A 15,702-nucleotide genomic window follows, 5' to 3' on the forward strand; every position below is an offset into this window, starting at 1 on the left:
TTGGCCTGTACGGTTTTTTCCATTCCTATCATCAATCCTAAGCCTTGAAGGTTAAAGAGAGGTTAGTGGAAAGGTTAAAATTCATTTAAAAAAAGCTCCTAATGTGAGAGGTTGAAAAATAAAAAATCCGTATGCACAGATTGATGAATGTGCGTACGGATTTTTTCATTATTACAATATTAGGTTTCATCCCTATTATAAATCAAAATAATATTGATGCTGACAAAAAGCATGCATGACTTTTCTAGTCAATATTTATGTTAATTAAGTTACTAAGAATGTTATTTTTTCTTGCATCATAAAATAGCATTTGCAATTAATTTGTCAAACTTACGAACATCAACACCCTTTTTTATATTTACTTTAATATGGCCTGCTCTCGTCCATAATTCAACCTCTGCATTAACATCAAAAAAACTACCCGCATTCTCAGTTGACCACATATTAATGGATGAATAAGGCAAAGAATAAATCTCAACCTTTTTTCCTGATAAACCTTGTGCATCTCTTACAATTAATCTCTTGTTTGTAAAAATAGCACTATCACGAAATGTTTTATATGCAGCAATTGCTTCTTCTCCTTCTACCAGTATTTCATTGACGTCATTTGGTATAGGACATTCTGAAACTAATGTCCATTCTAAAATGCTTTGATTTGCAGCCATAAAGGTACCTCCGACAAAATATTTTTTTATCTTATATCATTCTGTACCTGGTGGAAAAAACCTTCTTTTTCATAGAGATATTAATTGTATCAAGTGCATTTATTATTAAATATACAACGTCGAAATACCCTTACTGAATTCAACAACCGTTTTTCACGCTAAAAAAACAACTGCTCTTTCAATCTCGTGATAAAATACTAGATACATAATATCCAGTAAAGGGATGAAAACATATTTTATTAACCGAAAAAGTAAAGAACCTGCCTTTATCGCCAGGTGTTTATCTTATGAAAGATTCCCATGGTCAAATCATTTATGTGGGGAAGGCAAAAAAATTAAAGAATCGCGTTCAATCGTATTTCCAAAACTCGAAAAATCATTCTCCTAAGGTGAATAAGCTTAAAAAGCATTTGAAGGATTTTGACTATATCCTAACAGATACAGAATTCGATGCTTTTCTGCTGGAATGTCAATTAATTAAGAAGCATAAGCCACTATATAATAGAATCATGAAAAATCCACAGTCCTTTACTTATATTGTCATCAAAATGGACAAAAAGTTTCGTCAGATTGAGATTGCTCATAACCCTATTGAACATGACGGCAATCTTTATTTTGGTCCATTTACAAGCAAAAGTCGTGTTGAAAGAGCGATCCAAGGGATAAAGGAATGTTTTAAATTATGCTGCAGTAATCCTACAAGAAAGAATACGGCTTGCTTGAATTATTCATTAGGCTTGTGTCTTGGCATGTGTCTTGGGGGGCCTGCCGTACAGCAATACAATGAAATCATAGACAAATTTATCGCTTTTCTTCAAGGCAATGATAAGAGGATTCTCGAAGATATGAAGCAAATGATGGTAACCGCTTCTGAAAAATTCGAATTTGAAGCTGCCTCTAAATATCGAGATCATATTCAAACCGTATCCGCTCTTTTAAATAAAGAAATGATGATTGAATTCACAGAAAAAAATCATAATCTCGTAATCATAGAAAAATTAAATGAAACTACGATTAAACTTTTTCTCATTAAGCGGACCAACGTCCTTTATCATCAGAAATTTTCACTCGATACCGAAAACAAAGAACAGCTAATTGAAAAAATAAAAACAAATATTATCACGTACTTCAACAATCATGCTCCCATTCCATCCACGGATGTGAGCAAAGATGAAATCGATGAAGCACAAATTATTTATTCTTATTTAAAAAGTAACAACTGCTTCTATTTCATCATTCCGGAAAAATGGCTGAATACGGAGAAACATTCTAGTATTGATGTGGCAGTTAGCAAATTATTGAGGGATGTTAGACAGGGCTGTCCCAAAAGTAGAGGAAAATGACTTGAGGACAGCCTTTAAAAGCCGGAACCTTTTTTATAGTTTATAAAAGGTGTTTTTCGTAAAGTTTGTTGTTTTTAATGCAATTTTCATTTAACGATCTGAGTTGATTGGAGCGGAGGGCACTTGACTCCTGCGGGAATGGAGGGAAGCGTGAGACCCCACAGGCGCAAGCGCCGAGGAGGCTCACGTCTCTCCCCGCGGAAAGCAAGTGACCGCAGCGGAAATCAACGGGCAAATTTTGATGGCAAAAGCAACAATATATGCGAAAAGAGCCTTATAAAAAAACAATCATGGACCAAGGAGACCCATGATTGTTTTCCTGATAACGCTTGTTCATGTATTTGTATCAGGCTGTCATTTTTATACCAATAACACCTGTAACAATACACATAATCAGAAAGATTCTTATTAAACTTCTTGGTTCTTTAAAGAAGATCATTCCTGCTAAAACACTTCCAACAGAACCGATACCGGTCCAAATTGCATAGGCAGTCCCTACTGGAAGAGAAATTAAGGACAAGGAAAGGAAATAAAAACTTAAACTTCCAAAAATGACACATGATATAGTGGGGAGTAATTTTTTAAATCCGTCTGCTTGTTTCAGACTTATCACACTGCCAACTTCGGCAATGCCGGCAATGAGAAGAAAAATCCATGACATTCAATCATCCCCTAACCTTGTGAAACCTGTTTCGAATCATATCCATTAATTCTTTTGGTTCTTCTGGAATAATTTTTAACCCAATGATTCCAAATAATATTAGAGTGACAAAAAATAACTTCTGTGGATTAATGGATTCTTCCCAAAATAGTATTCCAACTAGAACTGTTCCAACCGTCCCTATACCAGTAAAAATAGCGTAACCAGTTCCTAATGGTATGGAATGTAAGGCTTTTGAAAGTAAATAGAAACTAAAGAGTATGATAAGTATTGTTATGATACTAGGTATCAATTTTGTAAATCCGTGTGAGTATTTAAGACCGATCACCCAGACAATTTCTAAAAGTCCTGCTATTATTATATAAATCCAAGCCATACTGTTGTTCTCCCTCGACGTTGACTTTCTTTTTCTTCTCTTTGTATTTAATCGATAGAATACTAGGAAGATTTGTTAAAAGTCCTAAAGCGCATCCTTATTTTGAAACCGCTAAGTTATCCATATATTTATAGATGGCATGTGCTACGCCATTTTTATCATTACTCAGGGTTGTCATTGTACAAATAGCTTTTATATCATCATTTGCATTTCCCATTGCCACACTGTATCGAACTTTTTGAAGCATCGATACATCATTATTGCTATCCCCTATAGCCATAGCTTGTTCTAAGGAGCCATTCATTAAGAATGCTAATTTTTCAAGGGCTAATCCTTTTGAAGCATTTTTATTCGTCATTTCAATATTGTGATCAGCAGATGAAACAACCATCAACTCATTAATCTCTTTGAACTGGTTCCATGCTTCCTCTAATTTCTTTTTATCAAATGAACATGTTAAAATATTAAAAAATTCTTCTTCTTGATTTAGAATATCATGATAGTTTTCAACTAAAACGTATCCAAACTGATCAAATTGTCTTTCCGCAACATCCACTAATTCTTTCATATCTTCATCTAAATCTAAGCTTTTAAGATGATTGATCTCATTTTGGAATTGTTCTCTTCCCTTTTTAATCGTATAAATGGCTTTATCCGTAAACACTTCGTAATAATAATTCCTATCATCGAGCCATTTTACAATTTCTTCAACACGCTCTTTTGCTATTGTAATAGAAGAAACTTTCTTTCCATCCTTTGAATGAATCGTTGACCCATTTGTACCGATTACAAATGTAGAGATTCCAGCTTTCTCACAAATTGTTTGAACATCAAAGTGAGCCCTACCTGTTGAAATGACCACTTCGATCCCTTTTTCTTGGGCATATTTAATGGCTTTAATATTTTCTTCACTTATCTCATTCTGGTGGTTTAATAATGTTCCATCTAAATCAATTGCAATGAACGCCATGGTGTTTAGCTCCTTTATCTTTCAATCTATTAATTATTTTTTGCTTACTTATGAAAAGACTGTGTTAAAGCTCTGTGTTGATAATACTATTTTGTTGTTGATTGAAGCGGAAGGCGCGAGACTCCTGCGGGAGAAGCGAGTCAAAGGGAGACCCCGCAGGAGCGATAGCGACGAGGAGGCTCCCGGACTGCCCGCGATCGCTAAGTGCCTGCAGCGGAAATCAACAGGGAAGATTAACATGGCCAATGAAAAAAAGAGAGAACTCTCTCTTCACACTTTTTTGGTACCAATTCGGATCGATTATGCTTCAATCCAATTGATTTCCTCTAATTTGGAATGAGATCTCCATTCCTCTGGAAATGGTTGATCACTAACAATCACATCGACTTTTTCGAGAGGACAAACCTTACAAAACGTATCAACACCCATTTTTGAGTAATCCGTTAGCATGATCACTTGCTTTGATACCTCGACCATTTTCCGTGAAACTAATGATTCATGCAAATGATAATTACTAACACCATTTTTAATAGAAACTCCACCTGCTGAAATGAAGGCTTTATCAGGATTAAATTGATCTAACAGTTGTTCGGTAAAACTTCCGCTAATAGATTGCTGCTTCGGATCAATTTGTCCACCAAGTAATAAAACCTGACCTGTAAACTTATTTTGATTTAATGAATCTGTTAACACAGAAGAAACCGGCAGGGAATTAGTGATAATGGTAATGTCTTTTTTATTTTCAATACACTTCGCAAATTCGAGCATCGTTGTCCCTACATCAATGATAATCACATCACCGTTTGAAATAAGCTCTACTGCTTTTTTCCCAATTTTCACTTTTGCTTCTTGGTTAACAGTAGTACGATGCGTGAATGGTGGTTCTTCAAATTGAAAGACAGATTTTATAGCTCCACCGTAAACCCTTTTTAAAAGTCCTTTTTCCTCTAAGATCATCAAGTCACGTCGAATTGTTTCCTCTGAAACATGAAATTGGGCAACCAATTCCATGACTTTTACTTTTCCCATTCTATTCAGTTCTTTTAAAATTTCATTCTTTCTTTCTTCTGGCAAAACAGTCATTTTTTACTCCCATAAGCGCTTTATTTATTTATTTATTTATAAAACTATGCATTCTTTTTTCGGTACAATAATTTGAACGCGTGATCCTTGTTCAAACATTAATCCTCGGTGGTGAAGATAGTCTACATGGAGATATGAATCATCTGCTTCTACTTCATATCTTAATACATTCCCAGTCATCGTCACATCTTTAATAACTCCTTTGATTCCCCAGTTTTCTTGTAAATCCGGGCAATCTTCTCCTGGAGAAACTAATTGTAAAACCTCGGGACGAATAGCGACTTCATCCCCTTTTAATTCTGAGCTTCGAACAAGTTTATGGAACACATCCATACTACACACATTGTAATTGCCGATAAACTTTGCAACAAATGTATTGGCTGGAGTGGTATAAATTTCGGATGGGGAACCAGATTGTACAACCTTTCCTTTATTCATGACAAAAATTCGATCAGACATCGTCATGGCCTCTTCTTGATCATGAGTAACAAAAATCGTTGTAATATCTAATTCTTTCTGTATTCTCTTCAATTCTTTTTGCAGGCTTTTTCTAATTTTTGCATCTAATGCGCTTAAAGGTTCATCCAATAGCAGCACTTTTGGCTCCATGACAAGCGCACGGGCAAGAGCAACCCTTTGTTGTTGTCCGCCGGATAATTGATGAGGGTAAGATTCCTCTTTGCCAATTAAATCAACCAGTTCAATCATCTTATTAACTCTAGATTTGATATTCTTTACCTTCTTCATTTTAAGACCGTAGGCGATATTATCAAAAACGTTCATATTGGGAAAAAGGGCATAAGACTGAAACACCATTCCGACTTCACGCTGACGCGGTGATAAATTAGTAATATCTTTTCCATCAATTAAAATGCTTCCAACATTAACACCTTCAAGTCCCGCAATGGAGCGTAATAATGTACTCTTTCCGCAACCGCTTTGTCCAAGGAGTGTAGCAAATTCTCCTTTTTTTAATGTTAATGAAATGTTTTCTAAAACTACTTGATTATCATAGCTTTTCGTTACTTGATCAATCGTTACATAGCTCATTAGTTTTCACCTTCTAATGCTGTATTTTTTTGACGGAAGATTTTTTTAAAAAATGATAGAAATTGTTTTTTTCCTGACATGATAGGACCTTTATCCTTTCTAAATGTCAGCTTTAATACGGTCCCCGTTAAAAGTAAAATCACAGAATAATAAGTAATAACAATTGCGCTTGTTAAATGACCACTGCTGTTTAGTTTGTCAGAAAGATAGATTTGCAGGGTTTCAAAACGGCCCCCGACAAGTAAATTGGCCAAAGCAAACTCACTGAATAAGAGAGCAACTGATAATAAAGTAGACACTAAAATACCAGAAATAATATTTGGAAACACCACTGTACGAAATGCTTGGAATTTTGTAGCACCTAATAATTCAGCTGCATCCACAAGCTGCACCGCATTAACCGTGCGAAGACTGTTCCGAATACCTTGATACATAAATGGCAGAATCGTAATGAAATAAGCACCAATTAATATCCAAGGTGTGCCGGCAATCGGAATGGGTCCATCTGAATATAATTTAATCAATCCAACAGCTCCAACAATAGGAGGAATTCCATAAGGAAGCATCGCTGCTGCCTGCAGTAATCTTTCCCATTTACTGAAATAGACTGAGATGATAAAGATCGTAGGAAGCATGATGACAACACTTAGACCTACGGACATGACAATTAAGAACAGCGTTCGTTTAAAGGCATCATAGAATCTCTCATCCTGAAATAATTCAATATACCATTTCATTGTATAATTCTCAGGTAATATCGTATGATCCCATTTACCAGCAATCGAGAATAAAAACGTTCCGATAAGCGGAATTAATAAATATAAAACTAGAATTCCAACAACCACTTTATGAAAAGTCAATGAAGATTTCATCGTAAATCCCTCCTAATGCGACGCATCATGCGCTCGTTGAACCACATCGCCAGAATCATAGTGGATGCTAGAAGAACTCCCAACGCACTGCCTAATTGCGGCTTTAATGTAACGTCACTAGCTACTAGTGAAGCAATTTGCAATGACATCAAATTATAGTTACTGCCGACCAATGCATAGGCTGTAGCGTATGCTCCCATCGCATTAGCAAACAAAATACTGAATGTCCCTACAATACTAGGTAAAAGAACTGGAATCCCGATTCGGAACCAGAATGATGCTTTTGATCCTCCTAATAATGAGGAGGCATCTTTCCATTGTTGCTTAATTCCTTGATAAGAAGGATAGATTAACATAACAGCAAGCGGAATTTGAAAATAAACATATACGAGAATGAGTCCTGTCCAGGAATATAAATTAAAATCGGCAAACAAATCCCAACCGAGCTTAGCAAAAAGTAACGTAAACAACCCATTGTTTCCAAGTAGAATAATATATGAAAATGAAAGCGGAATTCCTTCAAAATTTGAAGTCATATTGGCAATCATCAATAGTCGATTTTGTATTTTTGACGAAAACTTTGTAAAAGAATAAGCGGCAATGACTGCTACAGTCACTGAGACTACAGCGGAAATTAAGGAAATGATAAGGCTATTTTTAATGCCTGATAAGTAAAATTTACTTTTAAATATGGTGAGATATTGATTAATTGTTACTGTGATTCCATCGTCAGCATATAAACTATTTTTAATCATTGCCACTAATGGTCCTATTTCAAAACCTATAACAAAAATAATAAATGGCAATAAAAGAGCAAATAAATAAATTTTTTGTTTTTTTATTTTTCGCAAGACTTCTCGCTCCTCTATTTTCTAACATATATGGAATTGGTTTAACTATTTGTTAAACCAATTCCAATAAAAACCTTCTACAGGGGGGAAAGCCTTAATTAATAGAGATACTCTGTTTTAGACCTGGTAATTGATATGAAATCATTTTATTAGAAGGCGCAATATTTAATAGCTCACAAACGAGTGGTGCAAAAGCTAATTGTGGAATTTCTTCACTGTACACGCCTGGCTCTACTTTTGGACTGATGATAAAGAGCGGTACATCACGCTCACCATTAGTAATGCCACCATGGTTACCAGTTTCACTCATACCATGATCAGATGTGATTAAAATATGATAGCCTTCTTTGATCCAAATTGGTAGAAGCTGAGCCAATAAGCTTCCCACTTTTAAGATTTGTTCACGATATTCTTTCGATTCCGATCCAAACGCTTCACCTTTTACATCTACACCCATTGGATGGATATATAAAAAGTGCGGGTCATGCTTTCTGCGCAAAGCTTCTGCATCCATTAGCACATGACTGTCTGGATAGTCATCATCCCAATAAAATTTTCCGTATTGAATTGGCTTGGATGGATCCTCTTGCTCACGGTCTTCAATGAAATGGAAAGGCGCTCGATTATAAAGTTCACTTACCCAGAAATACGATGACGTTGCGTTTCTTAAACCATTCTCTTTCGTTAGATGAAAGAGACTTTTCTCGGCAGATAGTCGGACCGCTTGATTGGACGTAATGCCATTCACTGATGCCGGTGTACCCGTTAATAGCACTTCATATAATGGGCGGGAAAGACTAGGAAGCTCCGACTTCACCTTGTAAAGTGATGCCTGATTCGTTTCAACTAAATGCTGAAGAAATCCTAAAGCCTCGCATGCTTTATCGTATCTCATTCCATCCACAACAATGGCGATTACTTTATTATTTGACATTTACTAACACCTCTTCTTGCCAAACCTGTGGCAATGTTTTCACTGTTTCTTCCCATGCTTTGGGGTCTTCGATCGGTTTTGCATTTTTGTACTGTTCTTCTGGAACCATTTTCTCAGCTACTTCTTTTGGAAGCTCTACATCACGAATTGGACGAGCAAATCCTTTAGCTAAGTTAATTTGTCCTTCATCACTTAAAATATATTCTCTAGTCGCCATCGCTGCATGAGGATGTTTCGAATATTTGTTAATAATTGTTGCATAACCACTTACTACTGAACCCTCACTTGGAATGCACACATCAAATTGATCACGATTAATTTGTTCAGCGTAACCAAGGGCATTGAAGTCCCATACTAAAGCAACTTCTACTTCCCCTTTTTCGATGTTAGCTGGTTTAGCATCTGTTAAGCTTAGACGACCTTGCTTAGCAAGCTTCGCAAAAAAGTCAATTCCTGGCTGAAGATTTGATTCATCACCGCCGTATGCCATCGCAGCAGCAAGAACGGCCATTTGGTTCTGTGCACCACGTTGAACATCTCCAACTGTTACTTTGTAATCTCCATTTAAGATGTCATCCCATGATTTTGGCGGATTTTTTACCAATTCTTTATTCGTTAAGAATGCAATCGTTCCTTGGTAACCAACAACCCAATCTCCGTTGTCATCTTTTGCCCATTCTGGTACCTCGTCCCAATAGGAAGTTTTATAAGGAATCGTCAATTCTTTTTGTTCCGCGATTGGACCAAAGGCAATCCCTACATCACCAATATCAGCAGTTGCATTTTCTTTTTCAGATTCCATTTTTGCAATCTCTTCAGCACTGGATAAATCTGTATCACTGTGTTTCAATGTGTATTTATCTGTAACTTCTGTCCACGTTTCACCCCAGTTAGCCCATGAATCAGGCATACCAACACTATTAATTTCTCCCTCTTCTTTTGCTTTTGTTTCGATTTGTTCCAGGCTTAGTGATTCTGTATCACTTACAACTGGAGTAGCTTCCTCTTTTTTAGCACCACAAGCAGTTAATCCTATTACTCCTAAACCTAACATCATAGCTTGAATAGATTTGTAACCCTTTTTCTTAAATGTGGAATTCATTAAAAGTACCTCCAATTGATGTGGTTTTTTTAACATTCATTACTGTTTGTTACGTTTTAATCATAATTCCACACTGTTAATCCCGCATTAATCCAATATTAAGGTTTTGTAAATCAGCACTGCATTAATTTCCAATTCATTAGCTTTTATTTTCAAAACAACCATAAAAATCCACAAAAACAGACCAAAAAGGCCGCAAAGCCATCTTGAGAAAGTGGTTTGTAGCCTTGTTATATCGTGTTTTTCTTAAACTATGTAAACTTCCCTGTTGATTTCCGCTGCAGGCACTTAGCGATCGCGGGCGGTCAGGGAGCCTCCTCGTCGCTAACGCTCCTGTGGGGTCTCCCCTGGACACGCATTTCCCGCAGGACGTTGAATAATCTTCCCCGAATAAACAACGCACGAAGGAAATGCGAATGCATTTTCGAGGATCTCGCGCCTTCCGCTCCAATCAACGACAAAATAGCAGTATCAATACTGACCTTTAAAAGGGTAAATATTTTGAAGAAATTATGGGACTTAAAAGAGCTACACCCTTTTTTGATTACAAAAAAGGGTGTAGCTCTTTCATTCAAATCTTTGTGTAAAAATCTATTTGGAAGTATTTTTTTCAGTGAGTTTTCTATTTTTTAAGTTGGCTATCAGCTTGTTATGGAGTTTTGAAAAGATGATGAGTGCGATTATAGAACCAATCAATGTTAATGACATATCCCACTGTGAATCCCAAACATCACCCTGTGTCCCTAAAAATTCTGTAGAAGCTTTTTTGCCTTGCGTTATTTTTGAAGCTAGCCATTCAATAATTTCATATAAGGCCCCAATGGAAAGTGAAAAACTTAATGCAACTGCAACTAACCATGGGCCTTTTACTAATGGTGATTTCCTTATTAAAATTTCTCTTATCACAATAGCAATTAATCCCTTCAAGAAATGCCCAAACCTGTCATAGTGATTGCGATTTAGATCAAAATAATCTTTTATCCAATTGAAGAGAGGAACCTTTGAGTAGGTATAATGTCCGCCAATGAACATCGTAATCGAAAGTATGGCAATAATGACATAGGATAGCGTGGTAAGACGAAACTTATTATAAGTACAAATTGCAATGATTAGTACTACAACTGCTGGAAGTACTTCCATTGTCCATATTAAGTATCCTGCTGGCCGAATAACTGACCATATAAAAACTGATGCAACAATCAGCAGTAAAAAAATATGAATAATTGTACCTTTATCTCTAGCCACTAATCCCACTCCTACATTTCTTATTTATTCTCAAGTTGTAAAGGAAAGAAGTTTCCTAGCCTAATTCTCAGGACAGAAGAAGGTTTTTTAATTATGTTTTTTATATGTTGTCCAGTGTTGATTTTATTAAACTAGAAACCAAAATAAATATTAAACAATCTTTATGTTTGAAAATATAAAAGGGAGAAATGCTTCGCATTCCTCCCTTTTTGATCAAAATCCCTTATTATTGCTTCGGCTCTAGACCGACAAGACGCAGGAAGTATGCCAAATCTTTCTTCCCATTGCCTAGTGATTCTTTTGACTGCTTTTTAGCAGGTGCATCCGGCCCCTTCGTTAAGAAGTTTTTCTCAACGAAACGAATATCGGTTTCATTCACCACGCCGTCTTGATTGAGATCTTGCGGAACGATCGATGGATCATTCGTACCATATGCCTCCGCGATACTTTGGACATCAAGGATATCAATCATGCTGTCACCATTCACGTCCCCCGCAAGGCCTTTACTACCTAATCTAAAATGTTGCCCTCGCATCTCACCGTTTACAGAATATCCAGGAATGAATTTCTTCATCGCTTTGAGATGTCCCGGAACATCGACAACAACTGTGTATGCTTCAGTAGAAGCTGGGATACCCTTAATCGTGTATTCCCCTCTACTATTAATTGTCCCCTGATATTTTTTACCTTTTGGGGACATCACATATACTTGGGCACCAATTTTTGTATAATCACCTTTTAGCAAACTACCGTCATTTCTCAAAAATGCTTCCGGTAAGATGGCACCCATTACTCTCGAATGCGTTGGAATGATGTTAAAGCTTTCTGTACCGAAATAAGGAATAGCAGTAGCTGCTGTTTGTTCCGCTTTCATATAAGACGCCTGTAGTACATTAAAACTTGTAACATTATCGTAAAATGCATCACTTACTAATTTGAACGTTACATCAAGGAAAGGCATATCTCCTTCCATACCGCTGAATCCATTCCCTTTCATAGATGCACCGACTTTCACCGTATTAGTGAGAGTTCCTTCTGTCACCACAGGTTCTTGCAGCGATACTTCCAAGCCTTTTTCCTCTGCATACTGATTTACTGCATTGTTCAGTTTTACATTCTCAAACTTATACAAATCGTTCTTGAATTCCACCTGGAATTCCCCGGATACAAGCTGCTTCACATTATTGAGACTAAGTGTCATCGTAACTGTATCGTCAATTTTTACGTCTTTCTTATCATAACTAGAAGTCGTATATTCCGTGCCTTCTTTTAAGAAGACATAGTTTTGCTTATTAAATGTCGTTGCAATATCAGACGTAGTCAAAGTCAATTTTAGAGGTTTTGTTGCAATATCACTTTCCTCTATTCCAAATTTTACATCCCCATTCGCTTGGATTGGGAAGTACCCATTTATGAATGCAGAGTTTGCAGAGTAACCCATGCTGTTGGATGATTGGTCAACGTTCAAGCCTTTGGATTGTAATACGTCCACTGTCTCATCCTTAGCTGTTCCATGCAGCCATACCGCTTTTTGTCCATCCTCTACTGTAAACATGGAGTCATTAACCTCGATTACTCCCGGTTTTTTATCCATATTTACTTCCGGTGCTGTATTGTCCACAATAAGCGGATTATCTGCAACATATGATTTCCCTTCCTCATCGTGCGCAATAAATTCCAGTATGTAATCGCCTGCTGGAAGCTTCACAGGAAGATCGCCAATTGGCTTAGAAGGATCGTTTGTAAATGGATAGACAGTACCGCTGAATGCTCCTGGAAGATAAGTTTCTCTGTCCGTTAGCAACTTACTAGTGTTCGCTGTTCCCACAAAACCTACAGCTTTCCCTGTTTTACTGTCCTTAACAAGCACATCGATTGTTTTCATTGGGCTATTCAACTTCGTTATTCCGTGAACCGTAGTGCTTAAACCTTGCCAAAAAGGTGTTGTATTTGTTACAGATGGTGTATTTGTTTTTATATATTCAAATCCCTTTTCTGTCACCATGACAGCGAATGGAATTTGATACGTTTCGGACGGATTGTTCGTATTCGTTACATGAATATATCCTTCATATCTGCCTTTCGCTGAACTAGAAGGAATCGTAATTTTCGGCTGCAGTTCCTGTGATTGTCCGCTTGCCACTGTAAGAGATGCCGGTACCTCAACTTGTATTCCATTCTTCACTGCATCTTGAATGCCTGTACGCTCGCCGTGATACTCCACTTCCACGTTAAATGATTTTTCTTCCTTACCTTTGTTTTGAATAACTACTTTTTTGCTCGCTTCCACTGGTTTATCATCTTGCTTAAAATGTCTGCCGAACATAATAGAACCTGTTTGTTCGGCAATTTCCACAATATTTCCGTTCTCTACATTTTGTGTTTTGTCCAATACTTTAATGGAGGTATCTGTATGAACCGCTTGATAAGCATCGATTCGTCCTGCACCCACTTCGTATACAGAATAATCCTCTTTTAAATCGTCCGATGTATTCATGAGTGCCGCTTTTACATCAAAAGGAGTGTATTCCGGATGCTCCTGCAGAATTAATGCTGCTGTACCTGCTGTGTGAGGAGCAGCCATAGACGTGCCCGATAAGCGTACATAGGCATTACCGTAATGAATGCCATCTTGCGAATCATTGATATATTCCGGTGCTGTAGAGAAAATCGACACACCTGGAGCGACAACATCCGGCTTAATATCATAATTTCCATTTACCGGTCCGCGCGAACTGAATTCTGCTAAATGATCACCTTCCGTTTTTGTGTTACTTAACGTTTCAAATGTGAAAGAACCTTCACCCAGCCCTTCTAATCGCTCACCATCCACTTTTGACAGACGGAAAGAAGGGATTAAGCCGACACCCTCGCCCAAGTAAGCAGGTATTTGCCCGTCGACATTGTTGTACACGATCACCGCTTTGGCTCCAGCGTTTTTAGCGTTTTTGATTTTTTCATCAAACGTGATTTCCCCGCGCTGAATCAACACTAGCTTTTCGTTAACATCTTTCCCTTCAAAATCTGCAGCTTTTCCAAGTCCTGCAAATACAATTGGTAATGATTGTCCTTCTAAATCTTCTAACCTATCAGAAAAATCCTTTCCTAGAAGCTGGATGTTTTCAAATGTTTCGGTGGAAGCGCTTCCGCTGAATGCAGGAATGGTCATAGATACATCGCTTGCCCCTACTGAAATACCGAGTGCAGCTGTTCCTGGGGAGCCAAGAGTTTTTTCGTTCGGCCCGTTGTTGCCTGCGGCAACAACTGCCACAACTCCTGATAGCATGGCGTTATTTACCGCGACAGAAGTAGCATATAACGGATCGTTCGTTCTTGCCCCAAGCGACATATTGATGACATCCATGCCATCTTCAATCGCTTGATCGATTCCAGCAAGGATTCCCGCTGATTCTCCCCCTCCCCAAGGTCCTAATACTCTATAAGCATATAAATCTACTTCAGGTGCTACCCCTTTCACTGCATAATCAACATTGTTTTTCTTTTGGGCTGCAATCGTCCCTGCGACATGTGTCCCATGGTTTGTGTAGTACACTAAGCCAGGATATTCCGGCTTGCCAGCATTGATCCAATCCTCGTAGGTCGTTTCCATCGGATCGGCATCGTTATCGATAAAATCATATCCGCCTTTATAAGCATCTTTTAAGTCTGGATGATTGTAGTCAATACCAGTATCAAGAACACCGACTTTTATTCCCTTACCGGTAATGTTCTCGGCATGAAGCTTGTCCACGCCAATTTGCGGAATACTGTCCGCCATTTGAGGATCAATGACTTCTTCTGTTTCTACAGGTGGTTCCACCTTTACCTCGTAATCTTTAAAAATACGATTAACTACACCTGATTCCAGCAAATCCTGCACTGCCACACCAGGTAACGTCATCGCTACACCGTTGATGGCATTTCTATACTCTCTAGTAATATTTATGTCTTCCACTTTATATTTGCTTAAGCTTTTCTGTGCTTTTAATGATTGCACATGCTGTTTAAAATCTTCATGAGCTTTTTCCACTTTCTCTATCGCATCAGTAGATGATAGTTTTTTTCCTTTCGCTTCTTGTTTCATCATTTCAATTTTTGCAGGCGCCTGAGTGAATTCCACAATGATTTTGACTAATTCCGGGCTATTCAAATCAATATCCGGAGAAATCGTAAAGTTTGGACTTGCATTCAATTGCTCTAATGCCTTTCTTTGTTCCGCAGACAGGCTCGTCAGGATCTCTTCCGCATTCTCAACTGGATTCAGCTCATACGGGCTTTCCGCCAATACGTTAAATGGAGCGCTTTGAGATAATAACATGCCAACCGCTAGCGTTCCTGTAAGAATCTTGTTGATTTTTCTACTCTTCATACTGCATCTCCTTCACTTTTTACTTTTTCCTCTTCGAAACTATTTAAAAATAGTAGAATATGATTCTCTTAACATCATCTCACATTTTTATTTTTCTGAATATTAAACTTTGGAAGTATTGGTTACTATCATTTAGTTCTATACCTCCATAAAACAAAAGTACTACTCCGCGACTTTTTAA

General features: G+C 37.5%; 13 protein-coding genes. 1 reads left to right on the forward strand and 12 read right to left on the reverse strand.

The genetic code is table 11. The annotated features are described in order from the left end of the window. Positions 1–296: 296 nt before the first annotated feature. A complete protein-coding gene (locus tag FSZ17_RS20405; protein ID WP_057773800.1) occupies positions 297–665 on the reverse strand; it encodes a PH domain-containing protein in 369 nt (122 codons plus the stop codon). Positions 666–925: 260 nt separating this feature from the next. Between FSZ17_RS20405 and FSZ17_RS20410 the strand changes: the two genes are divergently transcribed. After that, complete coding sequence (locus tag FSZ17_RS20410; protein ID WP_407643457.1) at positions 926–2,008, forward strand: GIY-YIG nuclease family protein; 1,083 nt, start codon at positions 926–928, stop codon at positions 2,006–2,008. Positions 2,009–2,354: 346 nt separating this feature from the next. Here the strand turns inward: FSZ17_RS20410 and FSZ17_RS20415 are convergent, their stop codons facing one another. The 11 genes from FSZ17_RS20415 to FSZ17_RS20470 form a co-directional block, all read right to left on the reverse strand. Continuing rightward, on the reverse strand, positions 2,355–2,669 hold the full coding sequence (locus FSZ17_RS20415; protein WP_057773804.1) for a DMT family transporter: 315 nt from the start codon (positions 2,667–2,669) through the stop codon (positions 2,355–2,357). A 4-nt stretch (positions 2,670–2,673) separates the two neighbouring features. Continuing rightward, positions 2,674–3,045, reverse strand: coding sequence for a DMT family transporter (locus FSZ17_RS20420; protein WP_057773806.1), 372 nt, complete (start codon positions 3,043–3,045; stop codon positions 2,674–2,676). 97 nt (positions 3,046–3,142) lie between these two features. After that, positions 3,143–4,015 (reverse strand): Cof-type HAD-IIB family hydrolase, encoded by an 873-nt coding sequence (locus tag FSZ17_RS20425; RefSeq protein WP_057773808.1) that lies wholly within the window; start codon positions 4,013–4,015, stop codon positions 3,143–3,145. Between the two features lie 300 nt (positions 4,016–4,315). Next, a complete protein-coding gene (locus FSZ17_RS20435) occupies positions 4,316–5,098 on the reverse strand; it encodes a DeoR/GlpR family DNA-binding transcription regulator (protein WP_057773812.1) in 783 nt (260 codons plus the stop codon). A 36-nt stretch (positions 5,099–5,134) separates the two neighbouring features. Then, positions 5,135–6,148, reverse strand: a complete 1,014-nt coding sequence (locus tag FSZ17_RS20440) for an ABC transporter ATP-binding protein (RefSeq protein WP_057773814.1) — start codon at positions 6,146–6,148, stop codon at positions 5,135–5,137. Then, positions 6,148–7,020: an ABC transporter permease gene (locus tag FSZ17_RS20445; RefSeq protein ID WP_057773816.1), complete on the reverse strand. Its 873-nt coding sequence runs from the start codon at positions 7,018–7,020 to the stop codon at positions 6,148–6,150. Before FSZ17_RS20445 ends, FSZ17_RS20440 begins: the two co-directional genes overlap by 1 nt. Further along, positions 7,017–7,871: an ABC transporter permease gene (locus FSZ17_RS20450; protein WP_057773818.1), complete on the reverse strand. Its 855-nt coding sequence runs from the start codon at positions 7,869–7,871 to the stop codon at positions 7,017–7,019. Before FSZ17_RS20450 ends, FSZ17_RS20445 begins: the two co-directional genes overlap by 4 nt. A gap of 94 nt (positions 7,872–7,965) precedes the next feature. Beyond that, on the reverse strand, positions 7,966–8,805 hold the full coding sequence (locus tag FSZ17_RS20455; RefSeq protein WP_057773820.1) for an alkaline phosphatase family protein: 840 nt from the start codon (positions 8,803–8,805) through the stop codon (positions 7,966–7,968). After that, positions 8,795–9,907: an ABC transporter substrate-binding protein gene (locus FSZ17_RS20460; protein ID WP_057773822.1), complete on the reverse strand. Its 1,113-nt coding sequence runs from the start codon at positions 9,905–9,907 to the stop codon at positions 8,795–8,797. The genes FSZ17_RS20455 and FSZ17_RS20460 overlap by 11 nt, the downstream gene beginning before the upstream one ends. Before the next feature lie 591 nt (positions 9,908–10,498). After that, on the reverse strand, positions 10,499–11,152 hold the full coding sequence (locus tag FSZ17_RS20465; protein WP_057773825.1) for a DUF2238 domain-containing protein: 654 nt from the start codon (positions 11,150–11,152) through the stop codon (positions 10,499–10,501). A 226-nt stretch (positions 11,153–11,378) separates the two neighbouring features. Beyond that, positions 11,379–15,521, reverse strand: coding sequence for a S8 family serine peptidase (locus FSZ17_RS20470; RefSeq protein WP_057773827.1), 4,143 nt, complete (start codon positions 15,519–15,521; stop codon positions 11,379–11,381). Between the last annotated feature and the right edge of the window lie 181 nt (positions 15,522–15,702).

The organism is Cytobacillus dafuensis, assembly GCF_007995155.1.
Taxonomy (GTDB): domain Bacteria; phylum Bacillota; class Bacilli; order Bacillales; family Cytobacillaceae; genus Cytobacillus; species Cytobacillus dafuensis.